The following is a 24,233-nucleotide window of genomic DNA, read 5'->3' as shown; positions in this document are numbered from 1 at the left end:
GAGGAGAGGAAATGGCCAAGATCACGCTCGACAACCTCGCGCATTCCTATTTTCCGAATCCGAAGTCGGAAGACGACTATGCGCTGAAGGAACTGAACCACGACTGGCAGGACGGTGCCGCCTATGCGCTGCTCGGCGCGTCCGGCTGCGGCAAGTCGACCTTGCTCAACATCATCTCGGGGCTGCTGCGGCCCAGCCAGGGCCGCATCCTGTTCAATGACCGGGACGTAACCGATGCCCCCACGGCCGAACGCAACATCGCTCAGGTGTTCCAGTTCCCGGTTGTCTACGACACCATGACGGTGCGCGACAACCTCGCCTTTCCGCTGCGCAACCGTGGCCGGGACGAAGCCTATGTCGCAGAGCGCGTTCAGGAAATCAGCCGCATGATCGGCATGGATCACATGCTCGACCGCAAGGCGCGCGGACTGACCGCCGATGCCAAGCAGAAGATCAGCCTCGGCCGCGGCATGGTGCGCAAGGACGTCAACGCGCTTCTATTCGACGAGCCGCTTACGGTGATCGACCCGCACATGAAATGGGAACTGCGCACCCAGCTGAAGAAGCTGCACAACGATTTCGGTCACACCATGATATACGTCACCCACGACCAGACCGAGGCGCTGACCTTCGCTGACAAGGTCGTGGTGATGTATGACGGCCGAGTTGTGCAGATCGGCACGCCGGAAGAGCTGTTCGAGACGCCCGAGCATACCTTTGTGGGCTATTTCATCGGCTCGCCGGGAATGAACGTGATCCCGGCGCGGATCGACGGCAACAAAGCGCTCATCGCGGACGCGGAAATCACCCTGAAACGCGGCTATGCCGGCCTTGAAGGCAAGGTCGAGATCGGCGTGCGCCCGGAATTCGCCCGCCTGTCGCAATCCGAGGGCCTGCCGGTCAAGGTGCGCCGCGTCGAGGATGTCGGCCGCCACAAGATCATCCGCGCCGAGTTCTTTGGCCATGACATCAACATCATCGCCGGCGAGGACGACCACGTCAGCGCCGACATGAACCGCGTCACCTTCGACGCCGAATACGTCAACGTCTACGCCAACGACTGGCGCGTCGCAGGGGAGGCCGCGTGATGGACAAGACAGTCAACCAAAAGGCATGGTTCCTGGTCCTTCCGGTTCTTCTTCTCGTGGCCTTTTCGGCGGTGGTGCCGCTGATGACCGTGGTCAACTATTCGGTGCAGGACACGTTCGGCAACAACGAGTTCTTCTGGGCCGGCCTCGAGTGGTTCGAGGAAATGCTTGCATCCGAGCGGATGTGGGATGCGCTTGGCCGCCAGTTGCTGTTCTCGGCCATCATCCTTGCGATCGAGGTCCCGCTGGGCGTCTTCGTGGCGCTGAACATGCCGAAATCGGGTTTCTGGGCGTCCTTCTGCCTCGTGCTGATGTCTCTGCCGCTGTTGATCCCGTGGAACGTGGTCGGCACGATCTGGCAGATCTTCGGCCGGGTCGACATCGGCCTGCTGGGGTATGTGCTCGACGCATTGGGCATCCCGTACAACTACACTCAGGACTCGCTGGCCGCGTGGATAACGATCATCGTCATGGACGTCTGGCACTGGACGTCGCTGGTGGCGCTGCTGGCCTATGCCGGGCTGAAATCGATCCCCGACGCCTACTACCAGGCGGCCAAGATCGACCAGGCGTCGCGCTGGAAAGTGTTCCGCTTCATCGAGTTGCCCAAGATGATGGGGGTCCTGATGATCGCCATCCTCCTGCGTTTCATGGACAGCTTCATGATCTACACCGAGCCGTTCGTCGTGACCGGCGGCGGCCCCGGCAACTCAACGACGCTTTTGTCGATCGACCTCGTGAAGATGGCGCTGGGGCAGTTCGACCTCGGACCCGCCGCCGCCTTCTCGATCATGTACTTTCTCGTGATCCTGCTCATCTGCTGGGTGTTCTACACCGTGATGACCAACCTCGACAAACGGGAGGGCTGAGACATGGCCGATACGACCGCAAACAAATCCGCCTCTCGCGGAATTGCCCTGCCAAGGGTCAACAGCCGCGCGGTGGTGATGACGCTCTACCTTCTGTTCCTTCTGCTGCCGATCTACTGGCTGCTGAACATGAGCCTGAAGACAAACACCGAAATCCTGAACGATTTCACGCTCTGGCCACGGGATCTGACATTCGCCAACTACGCCACGATCCTCACCGACCCGGCCTGGTACATGGGCTATGTCAACTCGTTGATCTATGTGGTGATGAACACGGTGATATCGCTGACCGTGGCGCTGCCGGCAGCCTACGCCTTCAGCCGCTATCACTTCATGGGCGACAAGCACCTGTTCTTCTGGCTGCTGACCAACCGGATGGCGCCGGCCGCGGTCTTTGCGCTGCCCTTCTTCCAGCTCTACAGCTCGATCGGGCTCTTTGACACCCATATCGCCGTGGCGCTGGCGCATTGCCTTTTCAACGTGCCGCTGGCGGTCTGGATCCTCGAAGGGTTCATGCGCGGTGTGCCGAAAGAGATCGACGAAACGGCCTATATCGACGGCTACAGCTTCGGTCGGTTCTTCGTGAAGATCTTCATGCCGCTCATCGCATCGGGCATCGGTGTCGCAGCCTTCTTCTGCTTCATGTTCTCCTGGGTCGAGCTGCTGCTTTCCCGCACCCTGACGACGGTGGACGCCAAGCCCATTGCCGCGATCATGACCCGCACCCAGGGCGCCGCGGGGATCGACTGGGGCGTGCTTGCGGCCGCCGGCGTGTTGACGATCGTTCCGGGAGCTCTCGTGATTTATTTCGTCCGCAACTACATCGCCAAGGGCTTTGCCCTGGGCCGCGTTTGAACCTGGACCAGGGAGGAATTCCAATGGACTGGATGGCATGGACCTGGCCGACGGCGGCCTTCTTCGGCATCATCGCCTGCACCCTGATCGTCTTCACGATCCTGGCGATCAAGTTCCCGGAAACGCCGCGCATCGGCATTCTCCGGATCGAGACCACCCGCGGGGACCGTCTTTTCATCACCCTTCTCGGCTCGGCCTTCATAAACCTGGCCTGGCTTGGACTGGTGGGCGCCAACCAACCTTATGCGCTGATCCTATGCCTGATCTACGCCGCAGCGGTCTTCCGCTGGGTGTAAAAAAAGGCGAAACCGGCATCGCCCGCCCAGGTCTGAAAACCGTTCGGGCGCCGCCACACAAAGCAAACCAAGTTCTAACAAAAAGGGAGGATCCTCATGAACTTGAAGCTGAGAACAACCACATCGCTGGCGCTCGCGCTAAGCGTGCTGGGAAGTGCCGCATTTGCGGGCATGGACGAAGCAAAAGAGTTCCTGGACGGTGAAATCGGCGATCTGTCGACGCTGAGCCGCGCCGACCAGGAAGCCGAAATGCAGTGGTTCGTCGATGCCGCGGCACCCTTCGCCGGCATGGAGATCAAGGTGGTTTCGGAAACCATCACCACCCACGAATACGAAAGCCAGGTGTTGGCCCCGGCCTTTACCGCGATCACCGGCATCAAGGTCACGCATGACCTGATCGGTGAAGGCGACGTGGTTGAAAAGCTCCAGACCCAGATGCAATCGGGCGAGAACATTTACGATGCCTACATCAACGACTCAGACCTGATCGGCACCCACTGGCGCTATCAGCAGGCCCGCAACCTGACCGACTGGATGGCCGGCGACGGCGCCGACGTGACCAACCCGAACCTCGATCTGGAAGACTTCATCGGGCTCAGCTTCACGACCGGTCCGGACGGCAAGGTCTACCAGCTGCCCGACCAGCAGTTCGCCAACCTGTACTGGTTCCGCTACGACTGGTTCAATGACGAGAAGAACAAGGCCGACTTCAAAGAGAAGTTCGGCTACGATCTCGGCGTTCCGGTCAACTGGTCGGCCTACGAGGACATCGCCGAGTTCTTCACCGGCCGCGACCTCAGCCACCTGGGAGTCGAGGGCGAAGTCTTCGGCAACATGGACTACGGCAAGAAGGATCCCTCGCTCGGCTGGCGCTACACCGACGCCTGGATGTCGATGGCCGGCATGGGCGACGTGGGCGAGCCCAACGGCCTGCCGGTCGACGAATGGGGCATCCGCGTCAACGAAAACAGCCAGCCCGTCGGCTCCTGCGTCGCGCGCGGCGGCGCCACCAACTCTCCGGCCGCCGTCTATGCGGTGACCAAGGCGATCGAATGGCTGGAGAAATACTCGCCGCCGGCGGCCGCGGGCATGACCTTCTCCGAAGCCGGCCCGATCCCGGCCCAGGGCAACATCGCTCAGCAGATGTTCTGGTATACCGCCTTCACCGCCGCCACGGTCGAGCCCGGCCTGCCGGTGATGAACGAGGATGGCACGCCGAAATGGCGCATGGCGCCCTCGCCGCACGGTGTCTACTGGAAGGAAGGCCAGAAGGTCGGCTATCAGGACGCCGGTTCCTGGACGCTGATGCAATCGACCCCGGTCGACCGGGCCAAGGCTGCCTGGCTTTACGCCCAGTTCATCACCTCCAAGACCGTGGACGTGAAGAAAAGCCATGTCGGCCTGACCTTCATCCGCGAAAGCACCATCCAGCACGACAGCTTCACAGAGCGCGCCGACAAGCTGGGCGGACTGGTCGAGTTCTACCGCTCGCCCGCCCGCGTTCAGTGGTCGCCCACCGGCACCAACGTTCCGGACTACCCGAAGCTGGCCCAGCTTTGGTGGCAGAACATCGGCGATGCGATGTCGGGCGCCAAAACCCCGCAGGAAGCGCTCGATGCGCTCTGCGCCGACCAGGAAAAGGTGTTGGAGCGCCTGGAACGTGCCGGCATCCAGGGCGACATCGGTCCGAAGATGAACGAGGAAATGGACCCTGAGCACTGGCTGAGCCAGGAAGGCGCACCCTACGCCAAGCTCGAGAACGAGGACGAAGAGCCCAAGACGATCGCCTACGATGAGCTGATCAAGTCCTGGCAGTAAGCCTTACTCTCCGGCCGGGGCCCTTCGGGGCCTCGGTCAATCTTTCTTTTAGTTCTTACCAACCCGACCCGCACCGCGTCATCAGGAGGCAGCGCCATGCCCCATATCCTCGCCATAGATCAGGGCACCACTTCCAGCCGCGCCATTCTGTTCGACGGCGACATGCGGATCGTGGCCACGGCACAGGAAGAGTTTCCGCAGCATTTCCCGAATTCCGGCTGGGTCGAGCATGACCCGTCCGACCTGTGGTCGACCACTGCCGGCACCTGTCGCGCGGCGATCGAAAAGGCGGGGCTGGGCCCCGAGGACATTGCCGCCATCGGCATCACCAACCAACGCGAAACGACCATAGTCTGGGACCGCGCCACCGGGCAACCGATCTACAACGGCATCGTCTGGCAGGACCGCCGCACCGCCGGTTTCTGCGCCGAGCTGCGCCAGGCCGGTCACGACCGAATGATTACCGCGCGCACCGGGTTGTTGGTCGATCCCTATTTCTCGGCCACAAAGCTGAAGTGGATCCTCGATCACGTCGATGGCGCGCGTGAGAAAGCGCGCCGCGGCGAGTTGCTGTTCGGCACCGTAGACAGCTTCCTCGTCTGGAAGCTGACCGGGGGCGCGGTGCATGTCACCGACGCCACCAACGCCGCCCGCACCATGCTCTACGACATTCACAAGGGCCGGTGGAGCCGCACCATCGCCGATCTGTTCGACATCCCGCTGGACATGCTGCCCGAGGTCAAGGACTGCTCGGCCGATTTCGGCGCCACCCGGCCCGATCTGTTCGGCCGTCCGGTCCCGATCCTTGGCGTTGCGGGCGATCAGCAGGCCGCCACAGTCGGTCAAGCCTGTTTCGGCCCCGGCATGTTGAAGGCCACCTATGGCACCGGCTGTTTTGCGCTGCTCAATACCGGGCAAAAGCCGGTTGCGTCGGAAAACCGCCTGCTTACCACCATCGCCTATCAGCTGGACGGCAAGCCGACCTACGCGCTGGAGGGTTCTATCTTCATCGCCGGCGCCGTGGTTCAGTGGTTGAGGGACGGTCTCAGGATCATCCGCGAGGCCAGCGAAACCCAGCCCCTGGCTGCGGCCGCCGACCCCAACCAATCCCTGATCATGGTGCCCGCCTTCGTGGGCCTCGGCGCGCCGTATTGGAACGCGGAATGCCGCGGCGCTGTCTTCGGCCTGACCCGCGGCTCGGGCCCGGCCGAGTTCGCCCGCGCAGCGCTGGAAAGCGTCGGCTACCAGACCCGCGACCTTCTGGAAGCAATGCAGGCCGACATGGGCAACCCGGGCGAGGCAACCCTTCGCGTGGATGGCGGCATGAGCGCATCGGATTTCGCCATGCAGTTTCTGTCCGATATTCTCGGCGCATCCGTCGACAGGCCGAAAGTGCTGGAAACCACGGCGATGGGCGCGGCCTGGCTGGCCGGGCAGCGCGCCGGGCTCTACCCGGGGCAAGAAGAGTTCGCGGCGACATGGGCGCTGGAACACCGTTTCGAGTCCTCGATGTCCGCCGAAACCCGCGCAGAGAAATACGCGGCGTGGAAGCGCGCCGTAAACGCGACGATGTCGTTCTGAGGAGTGGCGCTGATGTCCATGCCCACGCTACGCCGTTTCCTCACGCAGCAGTCCGGAGAGCGCCAGCTCAACCCCAATCTGATCTTCCTCGTCGAAGACATCGCGGCCGCCTGCCGCGTCGTCGGCAACCACATTCGCAACGCGGCTTTCGAGGGGACGCTCGGCCTGGCCGGAGGGTCCAATATCCAGGGCGAGGAGCAGAAGACGCTCGACGTGGTCGCGGACCGGGAGTTCGCCCGGATCTGCGCCAATTCACCGCGGCTGGCCGCGCTTGTCAGCGAAGAAGTCGACGAAATCACCTGGCTCAAAGAGCCGGAGGCCGGCGACTACCTGCTATACTACGATCCGCTGGACGGGTCCTCGAACATCGACGTGAACCTCTCTGTCGGGTCGATCTTTTCGGTCTGCGAGGTGGAAAACGACGGCGACCGCGACGTGCTGAAACAGGGTTCCCGACAGATCTGCGCCGGCTACGCTATCTACGGACCCGCGACCATGCTGGTGCTGACCATGGGCGACGGCGTGAACGGGTTTTCCTGCGAACACGGCACCGGCGATTTCCGTTTGACGCATCCCGGCCTGGACATACCCGCAACAACCTCGGAATTCGCGATAAACGCCTCGCGCTATCATCACTGGGACGCGCCGGTGCGCCGATACGTGGATGAGTGCCTTGCCGGCGGATCCGGGCCGCGCGGCCGCGCCTTCAACATGCGCTGGACGGCATCGATGGTGGCCGACGTTCACCGCATCCTGATGCGCGGCGGCGTGTTTCTCTACCCCTCCGATGCAGCAAACCGTGGGCTCGGCGGCAAGCTGCGCTTGCTTTACGAGGCGAATCCGATGGCCCTGATCGTCGAGCAGGCGGGCGGCCTCGCCTCGACGGGCGAGCGGCGCCTGCTCGACCTGATGCCGGAAAGCCATCATCAACGGGTTCCCGTCATCCTTGGCTCTCGTGACGAGGTGGCCCGCCTGGAAGGCTATCACCGGACATGACGCCGCCTGACCTGAACCCGTTCACTTTCCAGACCGCAGGCATGATCGTCTTCGGCCGCGGCAAGGCCGCCTCGGCCGTCGAAATGATCCAACCCTGGGGGCGCCGAGTGCTGCTGGTTCGAGGGACAAGCGTCGAATGGGCGGATCGGTTCGCCGTCGATCTGTCGCAGTCGGGAAAAGACGTTTCCGAACACCGGACGCGGGGCGAACCGACGCTCGATCAGGTGCGGGCCGCTATCGCGGCGGGGCGGGAACGGGGCGTGGAACAGGTTGTGGCCGTGGGCGGTGGATCGGTGATCGATCTCGGCAAGGCGGCGGCCGCACTGATCCCGGGACAGGGCGACATCGCCGAACATCTCGAAGGGAGCGGGCCCGCGAAACCGCTGGACACCGCCCCCCTGCCCTTTACCGCCATTCCGACCACGGCCGGGACCGGCACGGAAGTCACGAAGAACGCGGTGATCGGCATTCCGCAGGCGCAAAAGAAGGTAAGCTTGCGCGATGCGCGCATGTTTCCGCGGCTGGCGGTCGTCGATCCGGCCCTGACGGATGGCGCGCCTTGGTCGGTGACGCTGGCCTCGGGCATGGATGCGCTGACACAGGTGATCGAACCCTTTCTGTCCGCCCGCGCGACGCCGCTGACCGACGCCCTCTGCACCAGCGTTATGGACAATGGATTTGCGGCGCTCGAGAAACTGGCCCAAGGCGAAAATCAGGCGGCCCGCGATCAGCTTGCCTACGTCAGCCTGACCGGCGGCATTGCGCTGGCAAATGCCGGTTTGGGCGCCGTTCACGGCTTTGCCGGAGTGATCGGCGGCAGAACGACGGCGCCGCACGGATTGATCTGCGCCCGATTGCTGGGACCGGTCCTGCAAGCCAATGCCGAAGCCGCCATTCGGGCGAAACAGGACATGACCAAGTACCGGATCATCGAAGAGGCCATCGCCAGAGCGACGGGCCTGCCGCCGGAACGGGCTTTCGCGGGGCTGGGCGACTGGCTGACCGGGATGGGGCTGCCTCGGCTTTCGGACTGGATGGATGACCCGAGTGACATTCCCGCCATCTGTGAAGCCGCGCAGAAGTCAAGCTCGATGCAGTCGAACCCGCACAGGTTGGCACCGGATCGGTTGGCGTCGATACTGGCATCGGCCTTGTGAACCCCTACCGGCGCTCACGTCTTCGGCGCCAGCGAATTCCCCTTCGACACGGTCGGATGCAACAGCTTGCGGACGGGCTCGGCTTCACCGCGCTGCCGCTGCCTTGTCAGGACGATTTCGGCGGCCGCCTCGCCGATCTCGAAACGGTGGGCATCGGTCGTCGCAAGCTCCAGCGGCAGCCCGCGCAGGATCTGCAGGTCGTTGAACCCGGCCAGCGCGATGTTCCGCGAACGCCAAACCGGTCGTCGTCGGCCATGAAAAGCTGGTCGGATCACCGCGGAACGATTTTCCGACGGCTCTCTGTCTCATCTACCCCGAGACCCCTAGAATATCTAAATGGCGAGGCGCGCGTGGATTGGGAACACCATTTGACCCTCGACGCTCAACGCTGGCCGGACATGGACATTCGCACGAATTGGCGTCCGATGAATTGTTTGCCTATTGTTGGAAATCTATTCCTTGCGAATTGGCTCCGCCCACTACCGCCGGAGCCAATCTTCTCAACTACTTGACCAAGATCGTATTGCGACAACCGGCCTAGGCTACGGTTGCTTGGCCCGACTGCAATTGATGCAGGAACAATCGCCCGAATTGCGGCAGAGGCTCGTCGATGCCGGCGAGGCGCAGCATGTGCCAGGCGAGGGCCTGGTTGCTCGAGATTATGGGGACGCCGATCCTGGCCTCTGTTTCGGGAATGATGCGCATGCATCTCAGGTTGGTGCAGGAAATGACGATCGCGTCGCAATCCGCAAGGGCGGCGACTTGCTCGGCTGCTGCGCTGATCGCGGGTTCCGTAATCCGGGCGACCACGCGGTCGTCGCCCTGCTCGAATGATCCGAATGCTGCGATCTCGAATCCCGCGGCCTCGAGCCGTTGGCGCATCCTAAGCGACACATTGGGCAGATAAGGCGTGATGAAGCCGAGCTGGGCCGCACCAAAGCTACGGCCAGCGGCAATGATCGCGGCCAGCGGATCGGTGACCTGCGTCCCGGGAAAAACCGTTCGGATCGCCTGGGCGACGTTTTGCGATCCGATCACCGTCGCGGCCGAGGTACAGCCATAGCCGACTACGTCGAAATCAAGAGAATGCGGCAACAGCCCGGCCGATGCAGGCAGGTCCGCCTCCATCCGCGCAAGGGTATCGGCGCGGATTTCGGGAACCATTGGAATGCGGCTGTGATAGAGCGCAACTCCGTCGATATCCATCATCCGCGCGAATTCCGGCTCAAGGGTCTCGTCCGTTTCCAGCACGATCACCCCAAGAGTTGCGCGGGTTCCGATCCCAGCATCTGTGTCAAAAGCCAGTTTCATCGGTTTCTCCTCAGATCACCGGCAATTCACGGGCGGCGCGTTTCGACAACAGATGGACCCCGTCGGCGCGCACCACGATGTTTTCTTCGTGCACCATGATACGGCCGTTTCCGTATCCAAGCGAAGGCTCCAAGGTCAGAACCATGTTTTCCTCGATGACGGTCTCGTCGAAATCCGCAATGGACGGCCATTCGGTCAGCTGCATTCCCAGCCCGTGACCCAGCCGGCCGACATCGCCGCCTTGATCATCCATCTCAGCAATTACGCGCCGCATGACTTGGAAATGATTGCGACAGGTCATTCCCGGACGTACGGCGGCAATCCCTGCCTCGGTGGCCCGCCACAAAGTGTCGTAGGCACGGCGGGACGGGTCGTCGGCGCGGCCCACGGCGAAGTTGCGATCGAAATCGCAGAAATACCCATCCCAGGTTGCGCCTGTGTCCAACATGACGATGTCGCCCGCCGTCAAGGGGCGGCGCGAGGGCGGTGAAATGACGTCGTGATACCCGCCCTGATCGGCGCCCCCGACCAGGTAGGGGATGTCATCCGCACCCTTGGCAAGAGCTTCGCGGCGGAAGGCGCGGAACAGATCTTCGAGAGGTTGTCCCTCGTAGGCCAGTTGCGGAACCTCGGCAAAGGTCCGCGAACCGATAGCGCAGATATGGGCGAGCTTGGCGATCTCGGCTTCGGACTTGACCATCCGCAAGGCGCGCACAAGTCCGGTGGCGTCCGCGACTTTCAAACCGGGCAGACCGGCCAACAAACGCTCGTAGTGGCCCAGGGGCATACGTAGCGAGGTTTCGTGGCCCTTTAAAACGCCGATTGCGCCGCCGCCCCTGGCGATCGGCGCCAGAATCTCGGTCAAAAGGCTAAGACCGTCGTCTTCGGGCGCAGGGGCGCTCCAGGTCCGAATGTCTTCGATCCAGGTCTTCCGCATCAGGGCGGCTCCGATCTCGGGGATGACCGCGATGGGTTTTCCCTCGGCCGGAACGAACAGAAACCACGGACGCGTGGGGCTTTGCCAGAACAGCGTGTGAAAGCCGCTGAAATAGCGTACTTCGGGCTCGGTCAGCAGCAACAGCCCGGCCAAACCCTGATCGGCCATGCGTTTCTGCGCCCTTTCCGTGCGCGAGGCGAATTCGGCCTCGGGAAAACCGCGCTCGGGTGCCTCAGACATGATCGGCGCCCTTCATGATCTCGGCGTAGATGGCCGGGTCGGTCACACCTTCGGAGCCGATCAGCAGGATCCGCGATCGAGCGTCCAGCCCCAATTTCTTGGACAAGTCTGCGTCTTGCCGGGCGGCGATCAGGGCGGCCAGCCCCGCCACGGCGCTTTCGCCGGCCTCAACCACGGCATCGCCGGTTTCGGCCTTGGCGAGCAGCCGAACTGCAGGCGCGACAATGGCATCGGGGATGGTGAGGAAATCTGACGCCTCTTCGCTCAGTATGTCCCAGGCCATTTCCGAGGGCTCGCCACAGGACAGGCCGGCCATGATGGTTTCTTCTTCAATGTGTACAGTCGTCGCCCTGCCAGCGCGGGCGCTTTCGAACAGACAGGCCGCAAGCTCGGGCTCGGAAATGACCACCCGCGGCGCTTGCGAGCCGTAGACCTGACGCAGGCCGGCAGCGACCGAGGCGGCGAGCCCCCCGACCCCTCCCTGCAGAAAGACATGCGTCGGCGCTTGATCCAGCGTTTCACAGATCTCACGGGTCATGACGCCATAGCCCGCCATAACGTCCCTCGGCGGTTCGGTATATCCCGGCCATGATGTATCCGAGACGACGAACCAGCCATTGGTCTCGGCTTCGTCTTTGGCCAGCCGGACCGAGTCGTCGTAGTCGCCGTCGATCCGGATCACCTCTGCGCCCATGTCGCGCATGGCCTTGGCGCGGCCTTCGCTGACCTCGGCATGAATGTAGATGCGGCATGGCGCTCCGAACCTCTGGCACCCCCAGGCCAGCGAGCGGCCATGGTTGCCATCAGTGGCCGAGACCAGGGTAATCTGCCGGCAAATGTCCCGATGGGTGCCGTTGCGGATGTCCGCGAGTGAGACCGCATGGCCAAGCCGTTTGGTCAGTTCGCGTTGCAACACCCGCATCGCCGCATATGAGCCACCCAGCGCCTTGAAACTTCCGAGCCCGAAACGCGGCCCTTCGTGTTTGTAGTCGATCCGTGCAACACCGATCCGTGCAGCCAGCCCATCCAGCGAAACCAGAGGAGTCGGGGCATAGCCTTCCCAGGCGGTGATCTCTTTGCAAGCTTCGGCAAATCCCTGTTCCGGAAGAACCCGGAACGCGGCATCGCCTGTTTTTCGGTTTCCTGCGGCGTGTTGCAGTCGTGCAGCAGAAAAAACGTCCAGAGTCATCGGTGTCAGTCCTTTCGTGGCGGCAACCGGTCTCGGACCAGTTGCACCCAGAACTCTGCGCCGATCGGCAGCAAAGCGTCGTTGAAATCATAGTCTGCCGCATGAAGCGGCTGGCCATTGGGGCCGTCTTCGCCGTTTCCGAGCAGCAGGAAACAGCCCGGGACGGCGGCCGCGAAATGGGCGAAATCTTCGGAAAAGCTCATCGGAGGGCGGTTGCGGACAACGTCGCAACCCACAGCCTCGGCGGCGCGATAGACCGCTTCGGTAGGCGTTTCGGCGTTGTTGGTCTCGACGAATTCGGTGTTGAATGCCGTCTCGACCTGGATCCCATGGGCCGCAGCGACCCCCGCAGCAATCTGGCGAACGAGCCTCTCGATTGCGGTTCGGTCCTCGGGGCGCATGGTCCGAATGTCTCCCTTGAGAACGGCGCGTCCCGGCAGGACGTTGCGCTGGCCGTCCGTCAGAAACTCGGTCACCGACACCACCGCCCCTGCCGCCGGCGCCAGTTTCCGCGCAACGATGGTCTGCAGAGCCAGCACCAGTTCCGCGCCTACGGTGATTGCATCGACACCGGCTTGCGGCATCGCGGCATGACCGCCCTGCCCGCGGATCGTGATTTCGAAAAGAGTTTCGCTGCTGCAGATCACGCCCGTGCGGCTTGAGACCTGACCCAACGGGGCGTCGGGCAGGTTGTGAATGGCATAGATCTCGTCCACCGGAAACCGGTCCAACACGCCCTCGCCGATCATCGCCTGCGCGCCCAGGCCGTGTTCTTCGTTGGGTTGAAACAGAAAAACGACAGTGCCGTCGTATCCCCCTTCTGCGGCCAGCCGCTCGGCCGCGCCCAGCAACATCGTCATGTGCCCGTCATGGCCGCAGGCATGCATGACGCCCGGGTTTTCGGAGGCATAGCCATGGGTCGAAGTCTCGAGGATCGGCAAGGCGTCCATGTCGGCACGAAGACCTATAGCGCGATTGCCTTGACCTGCCCGCAGGATCCCCACGACCCCAACACCTTCGTGCACTTCGACACCTAAAGCGCGCAGGTGCCGGGCGACTTGTGCCTTGGTCCAGCCTTCCTGAAAGCCGAGTTCGGGATGGCGGTGGAAATCCCTCCGCATCTCGGTCAGCCGATCACGCAATCCGTCCATCTCGCCTCTCTCGACAGGTCGAGGGTCACTCTACGCCGGGCCGCCAAGGTTCTTGCATAAATTTTCACCAGACCCGGTATGAAATCCATTGCCGAACAGGTCCATTTTTACGATTTTCGTAATATGGACGACAAGGATCTCGAAATTCTCCGACTGGTTCAGCGCGATGCACGCCTTACTGCCGACGCGATCAGTCAGGATGTGGGGCTGTCCCCGCCCGCCGTGCAAAAGCGTTTGAAAAAGCTGCGTGATTCAGGAGTCATCGAACGCGAGATTGCTGTCCTTTCACCCGGCAAGCTTGGCCGCGAACTGACGATCATCGTCGAGGTCATACTCGAGCGCGAAAGCCGCGCGCATCTGGATGCTTTCAAGCGCAAAATGCGCAACGCCCCTTGTGTGCAGCAGTGCTACTACACAACCGGTGAATCGGATTTCGTTCTGATCCTCACGGTGCGGGACATCAAGGAATACGAGGAATTCACCCAGGCGCATTTCTTCGACGAATCCAACATCAGCCGTTTCAAAACGGCTGTGGTGATGGATCGCGTGAAGACTTCGTTGGATGTTTTGTGAGGGGGTTGTCGGATGGGCAGCCGTCGATCCCGCCCCGATGACGCCGATCGGAAGCTTTGCCCGCTCAGTCGGCGGTGCTATCGCAATGACCGAAGTGCTTTTCCAGCCTGACTTCCGCCGAGCGGGCGTGGCCGGACATGCCCTCAAGCCGGCTGATTTTCGACGTCGCCTTGGCCAGTTCGCGCATGGCCGTCTTGTCCGTGCGCTGCCAGGTGACTGTCTTGGTGAATTTCTGGACCGACAGTCCACCCGTGTACCTCGCCGCGCCGCTGGTCGGCAGAACGTGGTTCGGCCCCGACGTTTTGTCGCCGAACGGGACCGTCGTTTCCTCGCCCAGAAATAGCGAGCCATAGACCGAAAGTCGTTCCAGCCACCAATCCAGATCGGCGGCCTGAACGTGCAAATGCTCGGGCGCATACCGGTCTGAGACCTGAGCCATTTCCTCGCGCGTATCACAAAGAATGACCTCGGCCCTTTCCGCCCACGAGACTTTCGCGGCCATTGCATTTGCCTGGGGCAAGGTCTCGATCAGTTGCGGCGCGCGCGTCATCACCGTTTCGGCCAGCGCCCTGTCGGAGGTCACAAGCCACACCGGGCTGTCCTGTCCGTGTTCAGCCTGCCCCACCAGGTCCCAGGCGACAATCTCGGGATCGGCCGTGCCGTCCGCGATGACCAGTGAATCCGTCGGCCCCGCGAACATGTCGATGCCGACGCGGCCGAAGAGTTGTCGTTTGGCCTCGGCCACGAAACTGTTGCCCGGACCGACCAGAATGTCGGCGGGAACGGTTTCAAACAGTCCGAATGCCATGCTGGCGATCGCTTGCACTCCGCCGAGGTTCAGGATCGTGTCTGCGCCGCTCAGGTCCATCGCATAGACAATGGCATCCGGCATTCCCGAGCCGGGTCGTGGAGGGGACGCTGCGGTAATGTGACCGACGCCCGCGACCTTGGCCGTAGTGATTGTCATCAGCGCGCTTGCGACGTGGCTGTAGCGCCCACCCGGGACGTAGCAGCCGGCGGCGGATACAGGTATCTGCCTTTGCCCGGCCCAATGGCCGGGCAGCAATTCCACTGCGCAATCCGTCAACGTGGCCTTCTGCGCCTCGGCAAAGCGGCGGATATTGTCGTGCGCGAACCGTATCGTATCCTTGAGGTCTTGCGGAACCCGCGCCACGGCCTGGGCCCGCGCGGCGTCGGGCAATACGATTTCTCCGTCCCATTTGTCGAACTGCTGACAATAGCGCCGTGCCGCCTCCGCGCCCTCCTGCTCGATCTTCGCCAGCATGATGGCAACCGCGTCGCGCAGATCGGCGCTTTCGGCTTCGGGCCTCGGCTCCGCCCTTTTGAGATAGGTCACGGTCATTCTTCAGTTTCCTTGCAGTTGGCGGAGAAGGAAAAATCCCTGATCGCGGCAACGAGTACGTCCAGAGTGTCCGTCGCTCGGGCGTTGGGGCAAACACAGTCAGCGATAAGCGAGAACTCGGAACAGGCGATCAGTTGGAACGATGCCCCTCCTGATGCCAGTTCGTCCGACGCGTGGCGAAGTGCCGCCTTCGCATCCGGGTGGGTGCCCTTGGCCTTGATCGTGCGAATGGCCTCCAGCAGGGCGTGATCGTTCGCGGGCCACAACGTGCTTAGCCCCCGCCGTTCAAGCGCCTTCTCGAACAGTCCGACCTTTCGGACTGCGGGCGAAGCCAGCATTCCCACGGATCCTCCAGCGCCCAAGGTACGCGCTGCCAGATCTGCGGACAGTTCGACCATGTCGAGAAACGGGATGGACACCGCATCCGCGATGGCCGCCGCGTAGTGATGAGCCGTGTTGCAAGGCATCGCGAGCGCCTCGGCACCCGCGTTTTCCAGCCTCCGCGCCATGTCGGCAAGCGTCGGGCCGGGATCCGCACCGTCGCCGGTGATCAGATGCGCGATCCGCGAAGGCACCTGAGTGTTCATGTCGATGATCAGCGGGATGTGATCGGCATCGTCGGCGGCATCGACCGCCACGATCAGCTTGCGCTGCAACAGGATCGTGGCTTCGGGCCCCATCCCGCCCAGAATGCCGATGCGCCGCAGTGGCCGCACAGCCAATTCCGCAGCCGCCGCCTGTTTCGAAGGTCCGTGATGGGCAGGTTCGGACGCCATGACTCAGACGTTCACCCAGCGATCGGCGTGATCGAAGGCAAAGTCGTAGCCGAACAGCCCGACTGCGCCGCCGGTGTGCAGAAACACGACGCGTTGGTCCTTGAATTCGCCTTTGCGAGCGAGATCGATCAACCCCGATGCCCCCTTGGCCGAATAGACCGGATCGAGCAGGATGCCCTCGAGTTCGGCGAAAATGCGAATGGCCTCGATCCCCGCTTCGGTGGGCAGGCCATAGCCTTCGCCCACGTAATCGGTATTGGCGGCCACGTCCTCGCGCCGGACCACGCCAGGGCATCCAAGTTTCTCTGCGGTTTTTACCGCCAGATCATAAACCATCTGCTCCTGCTTGGGCTGCGGCGCCCGGGTGCCGATCCCAAGAAGCGGGATATTGGCGTTCATGGCGCAAAGGCCCGTCACCAGCCCCGCCTGCGTTCCCGACGAGCCCGTCGCATGAACGATGCGGTCAACCTTCAGCCCCCGGTCGTTCACCTGGCCCAGCAGTTCCATCGCGCAATTCACGTAGCCAAGCGCACCAGTCGGATTGGAGCCGCCTCCGGGGATTACGTAGACCTTGCGCCCTTCGGCCCGCAGCATTTCGGCCGCCCGCTCCATTTCCGCAACCATGTCGTGGCCGCCGGGAAACTTCTCGGTCGTCGCGCCGTGCAAATGGTCGAGAAGCACGTTGCCGTTGGTGTTGTAGTTGGCGTTGTTGTAGCCGGTCCTGTCCTCCAGCAGGATATGGCAATCCATTCCCAGCTTTGCCGCAAAGGCGGCGGTCTGGCGGGCGTGGTTCGACTGGGTCGCGCCTTGGGTCATCACCACGTCGGCCCCCTGCGCTTCGGCCTCGGCCATCAGGAATTCGAGCTTGCGGGTTTTGTTGCCGCCCGTGCTCATGCCGGTGCAGTCGTCACGCTTGATCCAGATATCTGTTCCCAACTCCTTCGACAGACGGGGCATGTGCTCCAGCGGCGTGGGCAGGTGGGCGAGGTGCAGGCGGGGAAAGCGGGAAAGGTGCATCTTCTTGTTTCCAGTTTGCTTGACCCGATGTGGGCCGTGGATTTCGTCAGCTTCGGACCCTTGTCAGATCCGGATCATAAGGGCTGTGCGGGATCACGTGAGCTTGGATCAGCTCGCCCAGCACGTCGATTGTCATTTCGGTTCCAACTTCGGCCAGTTCGGGCTTCAGGTAGGCATAGGCGAGGTTCCGGCCGACCCGGTGCCCCCAATCGCCCGAAGTCACGGTACCCACGACGCTTGCCCCCTGCATGACCGAAGCTCCGCGATGGGCCGGGGCGTGGGTGCAATCTACGACGAGAGTGGAGAGTTTTCGGCTGGGACCTTTCCTACGTCTCTCGTTCAGAGCATCCCGCCCGATGAACGAGCCCTTGTCCAGTTTCACGAACCGCTCGAGACCGGTCTCATACGGGTCGAACTCGGTGATCAGGTCAGCCTTCCAGTGGAGGAACCCCTTTTCCAGCCGCATAGATTCTACGGCGCGGGCGCCGAAGAGTTTCAACCCGTGTGGCTCGCCCGCCTTGCGCAAGGCCAGGTAGGCCGCGTAGAGCGAGGCGTTGGGCACGTGGATCTCGTAGGCCAGTTCGCCCGAAAAACTCACCCCCATCACGGTGGCCGGAGCGAAGCCGACGAAGCATTCGCGCACGCTCAACCACGGGAAGGCTTCCTTCGACCAGTCACCGCGCGAACAGGCCGACAACACCTCGCGCGCCTTGGGTCCGGCAAGAACCAGGATGGTCTGGTCGTTGGTCAGCGAGCGGATCCGCACGTCCTCGCCGTCGCGCAGATGCTGCATCAGCCAGTCCATGTCGTGATACTCGGACGCCGCCGCCGAGCCGTACCAGATCCGCGCCGGGCCGCGGTCGGATGCGGGCAGGTTGGCGACCGTGGCCTCGGCCTTGACCATGCCGTGATGGTTCAGAAGGTAGCCTAGCCCGACCCGGCCAGGCTTGCGGGTGACGGTGCCGCAGAACAAGCGGTCGAGAAAATCATGCGCATCGGTGCCAGCGATCTCGAACCGGTTGAAGCCGTTGACCTCGCACAGGCCCACGTTTTCCTGCAGGTTCCTCACCTCGGCTGCGACCACGTCGAAGACCTCGTCGAAGTGGAAGCCGAGGGTCGGATGGAAGTCGGCCGAGGGCTTGATGTAATCGACGCGCTCCCAGCCGTTGACCACGGTGAACTCGGCGCCTTCCGCCGCAAGGATTGGGGTCAACGGCGTGGTCTTGGCCGGACGGCCAGCCGGGCGGTGCTCGTGCGGGAAATGGAAGCGGAATTCGTTCTGGTAATCCTCAATAGCTTTCAGGGCAGTCAATTCGACATTGGCGTGGCCGGCAAAGCGGCGCGGGTCGAGGCACCAGGTGTCAAAGCACGCCTCGCCATGCACAATCTGCTGTGCCAGCAGCCAGCCATGCCCGCCGCCTTCCCCGAGGCCCGCGCGCAGGCCGATGATGCAGAAGGCGTTGCGCTTGCCGGGAATTTGGCCGACCAGCGGCGCCCCGTCGATGGTGTAGGTGATCGGCCCGTTGACGACGGTGTGAATCCCCACCTCCATTAGCGCCGGCATCCGCGCGAAGGCCCCTTCCAGAACGTCGGTGACGCGCTCCAGATCGTCCGGGCACAGCGCGTTGACGAAATTCGGGTCGATGCCGTCCATGCCCCAGGTCTTGCAGCCTTTTTCGTAGAACCCGACCAGAAGACCGTTCTTTTCCTGCCGGCAATAGTAGTCCGAGATCGGACAGCGGATCAGCGGCATCCGGTGCCCGGCTTCCTTGATCGCCGCGATTTCCTCGGTCAGGAAATACTGGTGCTCCATCGAGGCGACCGGGTGGTGAACCCCCATCATCGCGCCCACCTCGTTGACACGGTATCCGCAGGCGTTGACCACGATGTCACAGTCGATGTCGCCCTTTTCGGTGTGCACGGTCCAAGTGTCGTCCTTGTGCTGGGTCAGGCCGATCACGGGCGTATTGCGATAGATTTCGGCCCCGGCCTTGCGGGCGCGGCGCGCCAGGGCCTGGCACAGCTGCGCAGGATCAATGTCGCCGTCCAGCGGATCCCACAGGCCTCCGATCAGGTTCTCGGTCGAAATCAGCGGGTGGCGGCGGGCGCATTCCTCGGCATCGATGACCTCGAAATGCACGTCCATGCCGCGGGCCATCGAGGCGAAATGGCGGTAGCCCTGCATCTGCGCCTCGGTATTGGCCAGCCGGATACCGCCGTCCGCATGATGATAGTTGATCGGATAGTCGGGATCCCCAGCCAGTTCCTTGTAGAGCCTGATCGAGTGGGTCTTGAGCCCCACCATCGTCTGGTTCATGCCGAAGTTGGTAACCTGCGCCGCCGAGTGCCAGGTGGTGCCGCTGGTCAACTCGTTGCGCTCGACCAGAACCACATCCGACCACCCCTCCTGCGTCAGGTGATACAAGGTCGAACAGCCGGCAATGCCGCCGCCGATCACAACAACTCTGGTTCGCGATTTCAAATCCCGCCTCCCTCAGGGTCACGCGCACTCAGCGCCTTTCCGGAGCGTCGGTCAAATGGCGTCTCGTTGTTACGAATAATTCGGAACCAATTTGTGACGAACTCGCAAATATGCTGCGCGAAGCTTTGTCGCTGGTCGGTTGGTATCGACGGCTAGTCCTTTTGTTCCGCTTTCGACAAAGGGCGGAAATCGGTGGACAACCACGCGAATTCACGCGTCACCGGCTCCACAAAGTGGCGGGTGATCAGGCGGCGCATGGTGCCCGCGATGATTTCGGCCATGCTCTGCGGATAGACCTCGGTCGTGAACAGGGACAGGGTGCGGACAAAACCCTTGCCCGGGAACTGCCGTAAAGCCACGCGGTCGTGAAACCGCTTGGCCCGGACATAGCTGCCCGGAGTGGTGACCGCCCAGCCGCTGCCTTCGGCGATCATGCCGAATATGGACTGGTTGCTTTCCAACTCGAACCTGTTGGGCAGGACAGCCTTGATCCGCCGCAGATGCGCCTCGATCAGGTTGCCGATGATCTGGTTGCGGGAATAGCGCAGGAACGGCAGACCCGACCCACCGGCCAGAAAGTCCTCGGGCGTCACTGTGCTGGAGGCCGGGACCGCCAGCACCAGGGGATCGCGAAGCAGCGGGTATTCTTGCAACTCCGGCACATCGTTCACCGGACGCGTCGCCACGCCGACATCCAGCTTGTGCTCAAGCAGCAACTGGATGATTTCATGACTGGGGCGGGTGTGATGCTTGAACGTGCATTTCGGCATCGCCTGAGCCAGGAACTGCGCCAGTTCCGGCGCGACCTCGCTGTCGAAGTCATCGACGATGCCGAGGCGCAATTCGCGCACCTCTTCCAAATTGCCCGAGGTCAGTTCGGTTTCCCCGCGCCGGATCAGATGCAGCCCTTCGGTGACATAGCGCAGAAAGATCGCCCCTGCCGGCGTCACGACCATCGGGCGGCGGGAATGGTCCAGAAGGCTGACGCCCAGGTTTTCCTCGAGGCTGCGCAGGTGATGAGACACCGTGCTGACGGACAGCCCGGTATCCGAGGCAACCTTGCGGACGGACCCGGATTTGGCGACAAGCTGAAAGACCTCCAGCCAGCGCAAGCTCAGATTTGTTCGTTTCATCGCCTCTCCAATCCGCACGTGGCCATAAGCCTAGGATTGAAAAATTAGAAACAACAATGCAAGATTTTCGAAATCACAAAATTCTTGAACTTTTCGAAAAAAATCGTGTGAGATGGTGATGTCCAATGACATCGAAGTGCCGAAAGAAAGCGCAAAGCTCAGGCAAAATCAATCAACAGGGAGAAAAATCATGAAATCAAGGACCTTCAAGACCGTTCTGGCGGCGGCAGCGACAAGCATTTCCGCATTGACCGCATCGCAAGCGGCGGCCTTGGACGAAATCACCGTTGCCTATTTCCTGGAATGGCCGATGCCATTCCAATACGCCAAGGTGCAGGGCATCTACGAAGAGGAAATGGGCGTCAAGATCAACTGGCGTTCGTTCGAAACCGGTACCGCGATGAGTGCTGCGATGGCCTCGGGCGACGTGCAGATTTCGGTCAGCCAGGGCGTACCGCCCTTCGTCGTCGCGACCTCGGCCGGACAGGATTTGCAGGTCGTGGATGTCGCCGTTTCCTATGCCGACAACGACAACTGCGTCGTGGCCGAAGCCCTGGAAATCGACAAGGACAGCGCCAAGGAACTGGAGGGCAAGAAGGTCGGCGTTCCGATCGGGACAGCGGCCCATTACGGCTTCCTCAAGCAGATGGAACATTTCGGCGTCGATATCTCGACCATGGAAATCGTCGACATGGCGCCGCCGGATGGCGCGGCGGCCTTTGCCCAAGGCAACCTCGACATGGTTTGCGGCTGGGGCGGCGCGCTGCGCCGGATGCTGGAGCATGGCAACGTGCTGCTGACCGGTGACGAAAAGACCGAACTCGGGATTCTCGTTTTCGACGTGACCTCGGCGCCCGCTGCTTTCGTCGCGGAGCATGGCGATCTGCTTGCCAAGTTCCTCAAGGTGACGGCGGATGCGAATTCGACCTGGAATGCCGGCGGTGGTGACGCCGAAGCCATGATCCCGGTCATCGCCAAGGATGCCGGCATGGATGAAGACGCCACCGCGGAAACCATGGCCACTTTTGTCTTCCCGGGCGTCGGAGACCAGCTTTCGGAAAAATGGCTGGGCGGCAACGCGCAGAAATTCATGCAGGGCGTCGCGAACGTCTTTGTGGAAGCAGGCTCCATTTCCGCCGCACGCGAAAGCTATGAAGATGCGGTCAATACCGGCCCCTTGACCGCCGCCTCAAACATGTAGTCGCAGCTGCAAACGGCAAGTCATGAATCCGGGCGGGAATTCCTGCCCGGATGATCCAACAAGGGAGTCAAAAATGGGGCAGGATCAAACCGGCCTGACTATCGACAATATCTCCATGCGGTTCGAACTGCCGAACGGTGTTCACGTCCAAGCCCTCAAAAACGTCTCCCTGCATCTGGATCAGGGCGAACTGTTGAGCGTTCTTGGTCCGTCGGGTTGCGGCAAGACCACGCTTCTGAACATCGTTGCCGGCTTTCTTGCACCGACCGAGGGCAAGGTTCTGCTGAACGGCCACCGGGTGACCGGCCCTGATGCCGAACGCGGCATGGTGTTCCAACAGGGCGCGCTGTTCGAATGGATGAACGTGCGAGACAATGTCAGTTTCGGCCCGCGCATGAAGGGGCAGAGCGAGGCCGACTACGGCCAACACGTGAATCACCTGCTCGACGTCGTCGGGCTGCGGGATTTCAAGGACAAGGCAATCTATGAATTGTCAGGCGGCATGCAGCAGCGTGTCGCGCTGGCGCGCTGCCTCGCCAACGACCCCGACGTGATCCTGATGGACGAGCCCTTGGGCGCTCTGGACGCGCTGACACGCGAAAAGATGCAGGGGCTGGTGCTGGACCTCTGGAAAGAGACGGGCAAGACCATCATCCTGATCACTCATTCCGTGGAAGAGGCGCTGTTGCTTGGCGAGCGTCTGATCGTGATGGCGCCCCGCCCCGGGCGCATCCACAAGGAATACCGCCTGCCCTTTGCCGAACGCGGCGTCGGCGGCGATCTGCGGGCCGTCAAGAAATCCGAAGGCTATGCGGAAACGCGCGAGGAAATCCTGTCGATGATCTGGGAAATGGAAGAAGAGATCATGGGACGTGTGGAGGGCGCGGCATGACCGGCATCATTCTGTTGCTCCTCTACGTCGCGATTTTCGTTGCCGCCTTCATGATTGTCCATTTCGTAGTGGACAGGATGATGCAGCACGCCGATTTCACCTCGCTCAAGACGGTGACCTTCGGCGACGAAAGCGCCGTCACCCCAAACCGGATCGCCTCGGTCGTCTCGGTGGTGACGATATTCCTTATCTGGGGTGCCTTCACCGGCTCCAAGATCACGCCGTTCCACATGCCGGGGCCGTTCATCGGCGACACCAGCTTTACCTACACCGCCGAAGACGCGAATGGCGACAAGGCGGATGCCACGGTGACCGTGCGCGTTCATTCCATCGATGAAAAGCCGGACGCGCCGGAATCCGGTACGAACAACGGATTTGCCAAGGATGACGCCGACACGATGGCAGCGTGGCGCAGCGGTCTGATCCGAGTGTTGCAAAACGACGAAGGCGAGGATCTGAAGATCGTCGCAATCGACGGCCAACCGGTCATGCCGGGCGATACGGTTCGCGTTGCCGACGGTGAGGTCAACCTGACGGCCAAGGGATCCCTCAATTTCACACCCAACAAGGGCCTGCAGATGGAGCCGATCTGGCTTCCGGCGCCTGAAGCGGTCTGGAACCGGTTCTGGGAAATCGCCAGCGACGGCTACCAGAACTTCACGCTGTTGGAGCATCTGGGGTTCTCGCTGCTGCGCGTGCTGGCCGGTTTCGTGGCCGGGTCGCTGATCGGCATCCCGCTTGGCTATGCCATGGGGCTTTCGGGTTGGTTCAGGGGCTGGTTCGACCCGATCGTCGAGTTCATGCGCCCGGTGCCTCCGCTGGCGCTCATTCCGCTGGTCATCATCTGGTTCGGGATCTGGGAAACCGGCAAGATCATCCTGCTGTTCCTCGCCGCGCTCTGGATCATGACGATCGCAGCCCGCGCGGGCGTTTCCGGGGTCAACATCACCAAGATCCACGCCGCCTATTCGCTGGGCGCATCGCGCTGGCAGATCATGCGCTACGTGATCGTGCCGAACTCGCTGCCCGAGATCTTCACCGGCGCGCGCGTCGCAATGGGCGTGTGCTGGGGCACCGTTGTCGCCGCCGAACTCGTGGCCGCGCAAAAGGGCGCGGGCATGATGATCATCGCGGCGTCCAAGTTCCAGCTGACCGACATCGTGATCATGGGGATCATCCTGATCGGCATCATCGGCTACGGCATCGACATCCTGATGCGCAAGGCCGAAGCCTGGCTGGTACCGTGGAAAGGCCGGAGCTGACCGCGGCTCGACGGACGTTCCTGCGGTGACGAAACGAGACAGGGCG

Annotated in this window: 22 protein-coding genes; 12 read left to right on the top strand and 10 right to left on the bottom strand. The window is 62.3% G+C overall.

Going from position 1 to position 24,233, the window contains the following annotated elements; translation table 11 throughout:
* Positions 1-11: 11 nt before the first annotated feature.
* The 8 genes from FGK63_RS04960 to FGK63_RS04925 all read left to right on the top strand — a co-directional run bounded on the left by FGK63_RS04960 (position 12) and on the right by FGK63_RS04925 (position 8,660).
* The gene (locus FGK63_RS04960; protein ID WP_138840518.1) at positions 12-1,088 is read left to right on the top strand and encodes an ABC transporter ATP-binding protein; all 1,077 of its coding nucleotides are present in this window, start codon (positions 12-14) and stop codon (positions 1,086-1,088) included.
* A complete protein-coding gene (locus FGK63_RS04955) occupies positions 1,088-1,957 on the top strand; it encodes a carbohydrate ABC transporter permease (RefSeq protein ID WP_138840517.1) in 870 nt (289 codons plus the stop codon). Before FGK63_RS04960 ends, FGK63_RS04955 begins: the two co-directional genes overlap by 1 nt.
* Positions 1,958-1,960: 3 nt before the next feature.
* Positions 1,961-2,812: a carbohydrate ABC transporter permease gene (locus FGK63_RS04950; protein ID WP_138840516.1), complete on the top strand. Its 852-nt coding sequence runs from the start codon at positions 1,961-1,963 to the stop codon at positions 2,810-2,812.
* A gap of 23 nt (positions 2,813-2,835) precedes the next feature.
* Positions 2,836-3,108, top strand: coding sequence for a DUF2160 domain-containing protein (locus FGK63_RS04945; RefSeq protein WP_138840515.1), 273 nt, complete (start codon positions 2,836-2,838; stop codon positions 3,106-3,108).
* A 96-nt stretch (positions 3,109-3,204) separates the two neighbouring features.
* Positions 3,205-4,926, top strand: a complete 1,722-nt coding sequence (locus FGK63_RS04940; protein WP_138840514.1) for an ABC transporter substrate-binding protein — start codon at positions 3,205-3,207, stop codon at positions 4,924-4,926.
* Positions 4,927-5,022: 96 nt separating this feature from the next.
* The gene (gene glpK, locus FGK63_RS04935) at positions 5,023-6,507 is read left to right on the top strand and encodes a glycerol kinase GlpK (protein WP_138840513.1); all 1,485 of its coding nucleotides are present in this window, start codon (positions 5,023-5,025) and stop codon (positions 6,505-6,507) included.
* 12 nt (positions 6,508-6,519) lie between these two features.
* Positions 6,520-7,503, top strand: coding sequence for a class 1 fructose-bisphosphatase (locus FGK63_RS04930; protein ID WP_138840512.1), 984 nt, complete (start codon positions 6,520-6,522; stop codon positions 7,501-7,503).
* Positions 7,500-8,660, top strand: coding sequence for an iron-containing alcohol dehydrogenase (locus tag FGK63_RS04925; protein ID WP_138840511.1), 1,161 nt, complete (start codon positions 7,500-7,502; stop codon positions 8,658-8,660). Before FGK63_RS04930 ends, FGK63_RS04925 begins: the two co-directional genes overlap by 4 nt.
* A gap of 14 nt (positions 8,661-8,674) precedes the next feature.
* On the opposite strand, the gene FGK63_RS21005 is transcribed toward FGK63_RS04925, so the two are convergent.
* The 5 genes from FGK63_RS21005 to FGK63_RS04900 all read right to left on the bottom strand — a co-directional run bounded on the left by FGK63_RS21005 (position 8,675) and on the right by FGK63_RS04900 (position 13,488).
* Positions 8,675-8,935, bottom strand: coding sequence for a hypothetical protein (locus FGK63_RS21005; RefSeq protein WP_246043956.1), 261 nt, complete (start codon positions 8,933-8,935; stop codon positions 8,675-8,677).
* A gap of 262 nt (positions 8,936-9,197) precedes the next feature.
* The gene (locus FGK63_RS04915) at positions 9,198-9,971 is read right to left on the bottom strand and encodes a maleate cis-trans isomerase family protein (RefSeq protein ID WP_138840510.1); all 774 of its coding nucleotides are present in this window, start codon (positions 9,969-9,971) and stop codon (positions 9,198-9,200) included.
* Positions 9,972-9,981: 10 nt separating this feature from the next.
* Positions 9,982-11,148: a M24 family metallopeptidase gene (locus FGK63_RS04910; RefSeq protein ID WP_138840509.1), complete on the bottom strand. Its 1,167-nt coding sequence runs from the start codon at positions 11,146-11,148 to the stop codon at positions 9,982-9,984.
* The gene (locus FGK63_RS04905; protein WP_138840508.1) at positions 11,141-12,337 is read right to left on the bottom strand and encodes a diaminopropionate ammonia-lyase; all 1,197 of its coding nucleotides are present in this window, start codon (positions 12,335-12,337) and stop codon (positions 11,141-11,143) included. The genes FGK63_RS04910 and FGK63_RS04905 overlap by 8 nt, the downstream gene beginning before the upstream one ends.
* Before the next feature lie 5 nt (positions 12,338-12,342).
* Complete coding sequence (locus tag FGK63_RS04900) at positions 12,343-13,488, bottom strand: amidohydrolase (protein WP_138840507.1); 1,146 nt, start codon at positions 13,486-13,488, stop codon at positions 12,343-12,345.
* A 123-nt stretch (positions 13,489-13,611) separates the two neighbouring features.
* On the opposite strand from FGK63_RS04900, the gene FGK63_RS04895 reads away from it, so the two are divergent.
* Positions 13,612-14,061 (top strand): Lrp/AsnC family transcriptional regulator, encoded by a 450-nt coding sequence (locus tag FGK63_RS04895; RefSeq protein WP_138841186.1) that lies wholly within the window; start codon positions 13,612-13,614, stop codon positions 14,059-14,061.
* A gap of 64 nt (positions 14,062-14,125) precedes the next feature.
* Here FGK63_RS04895 and hisD read toward each other — a convergent pair whose 3' ends face one another.
* The 5 genes from hisD to FGK63_RS04870 form a co-directional block, all read right to left on the bottom strand.
* Positions 14,126-15,424: a histidinol dehydrogenase gene (gene hisD, locus FGK63_RS04890; protein ID WP_138840506.1), complete on the bottom strand. Its 1,299-nt coding sequence runs from the start codon at positions 15,422-15,424 to the stop codon at positions 14,126-14,128.
* Positions 15,421-16,200 carry a cysteate racemase gene (gene cuyB / locus FGK63_RS04885; protein ID WP_138840505.1) on the bottom strand — a complete coding sequence of 260 codons (780 nt, stop codon included), beginning with the start codon at positions 16,198-16,200 and terminating at the stop codon, positions 15,421-15,423. Before cuyB ends, hisD begins: the two co-directional genes overlap by 4 nt.
* A gap of 3 nt (positions 16,201-16,203) precedes the next feature.
* Positions 16,204-17,217: a D-cysteate sulfo-lyase gene (gene cuyA, locus FGK63_RS04880; protein ID WP_138840504.1), complete on the bottom strand. Its 1,014-nt coding sequence runs from the start codon at positions 17,215-17,217 to the stop codon at positions 16,204-16,206.
* Positions 17,218-17,263: 46 nt separating this feature from the next.
* Positions 17,264-19,699: a GcvT family protein gene (locus FGK63_RS04875; protein ID WP_138840503.1), complete on the bottom strand. Its 2,436-nt coding sequence runs from the start codon at positions 19,697-19,699 to the stop codon at positions 17,264-17,266.
* A 152-nt stretch (positions 19,700-19,851) separates the two neighbouring features.
* Positions 19,852-20,832 carry a LysR family transcriptional regulator gene (locus FGK63_RS04870; protein WP_138840502.1) on the bottom strand — a complete coding sequence of 327 codons (981 nt, stop codon included), beginning with the start codon at positions 20,830-20,832 and terminating at the stop codon, positions 19,852-19,854.
* Between the two features lie 190 nt (positions 20,833-21,022).
* On the opposite strand from FGK63_RS04870, the gene FGK63_RS04865 reads away from it, so the two are divergent.
* The 3 genes from FGK63_RS04865 to FGK63_RS04855 all read left to right on the top strand — a co-directional run bounded on the left by FGK63_RS04865 (position 21,023) and on the right by FGK63_RS04855 (position 24,187).
* The gene (locus tag FGK63_RS04865) at positions 21,023-22,033 is read left to right on the top strand and encodes a taurine ABC transporter substrate-binding protein (RefSeq protein WP_138840501.1); all 1,011 of its coding nucleotides are present in this window, start codon (positions 21,023-21,025) and stop codon (positions 22,031-22,033) included.
* Positions 22,034-22,106: 73 nt separating this feature from the next.
* A complete protein-coding gene (locus tag FGK63_RS04860) occupies positions 22,107-22,925 on the top strand; it encodes an ABC transporter ATP-binding protein (RefSeq protein ID WP_138840500.1) in 819 nt (272 codons plus the stop codon).
* A gap of 5 nt (positions 22,926-22,930) precedes the next feature.
* Positions 22,931-24,187 (top strand): ABC transporter permease subunit, encoded by a 1,257-nt coding sequence (locus tag FGK63_RS04855; RefSeq protein WP_138841185.1) that lies wholly within the window; start codon positions 22,931-22,933, stop codon positions 24,185-24,187.
* Positions 24,188-24,233 lie beyond the last annotated feature (46 nt).

The sequence above is a fragment of the Ruegeria sediminis genome (assembly GCF_005938215.1).
Taxonomy (GTDB): Bacteria; Pseudomonadota; Alphaproteobacteria; order Rhodobacterales; family Rhodobacteraceae; genus Ruegeria; species Ruegeria sediminis.
Note: the sequence above shows the minus strand (reverse complement) of the source record. Positions and strands in the feature narration are given on the sequence as shown.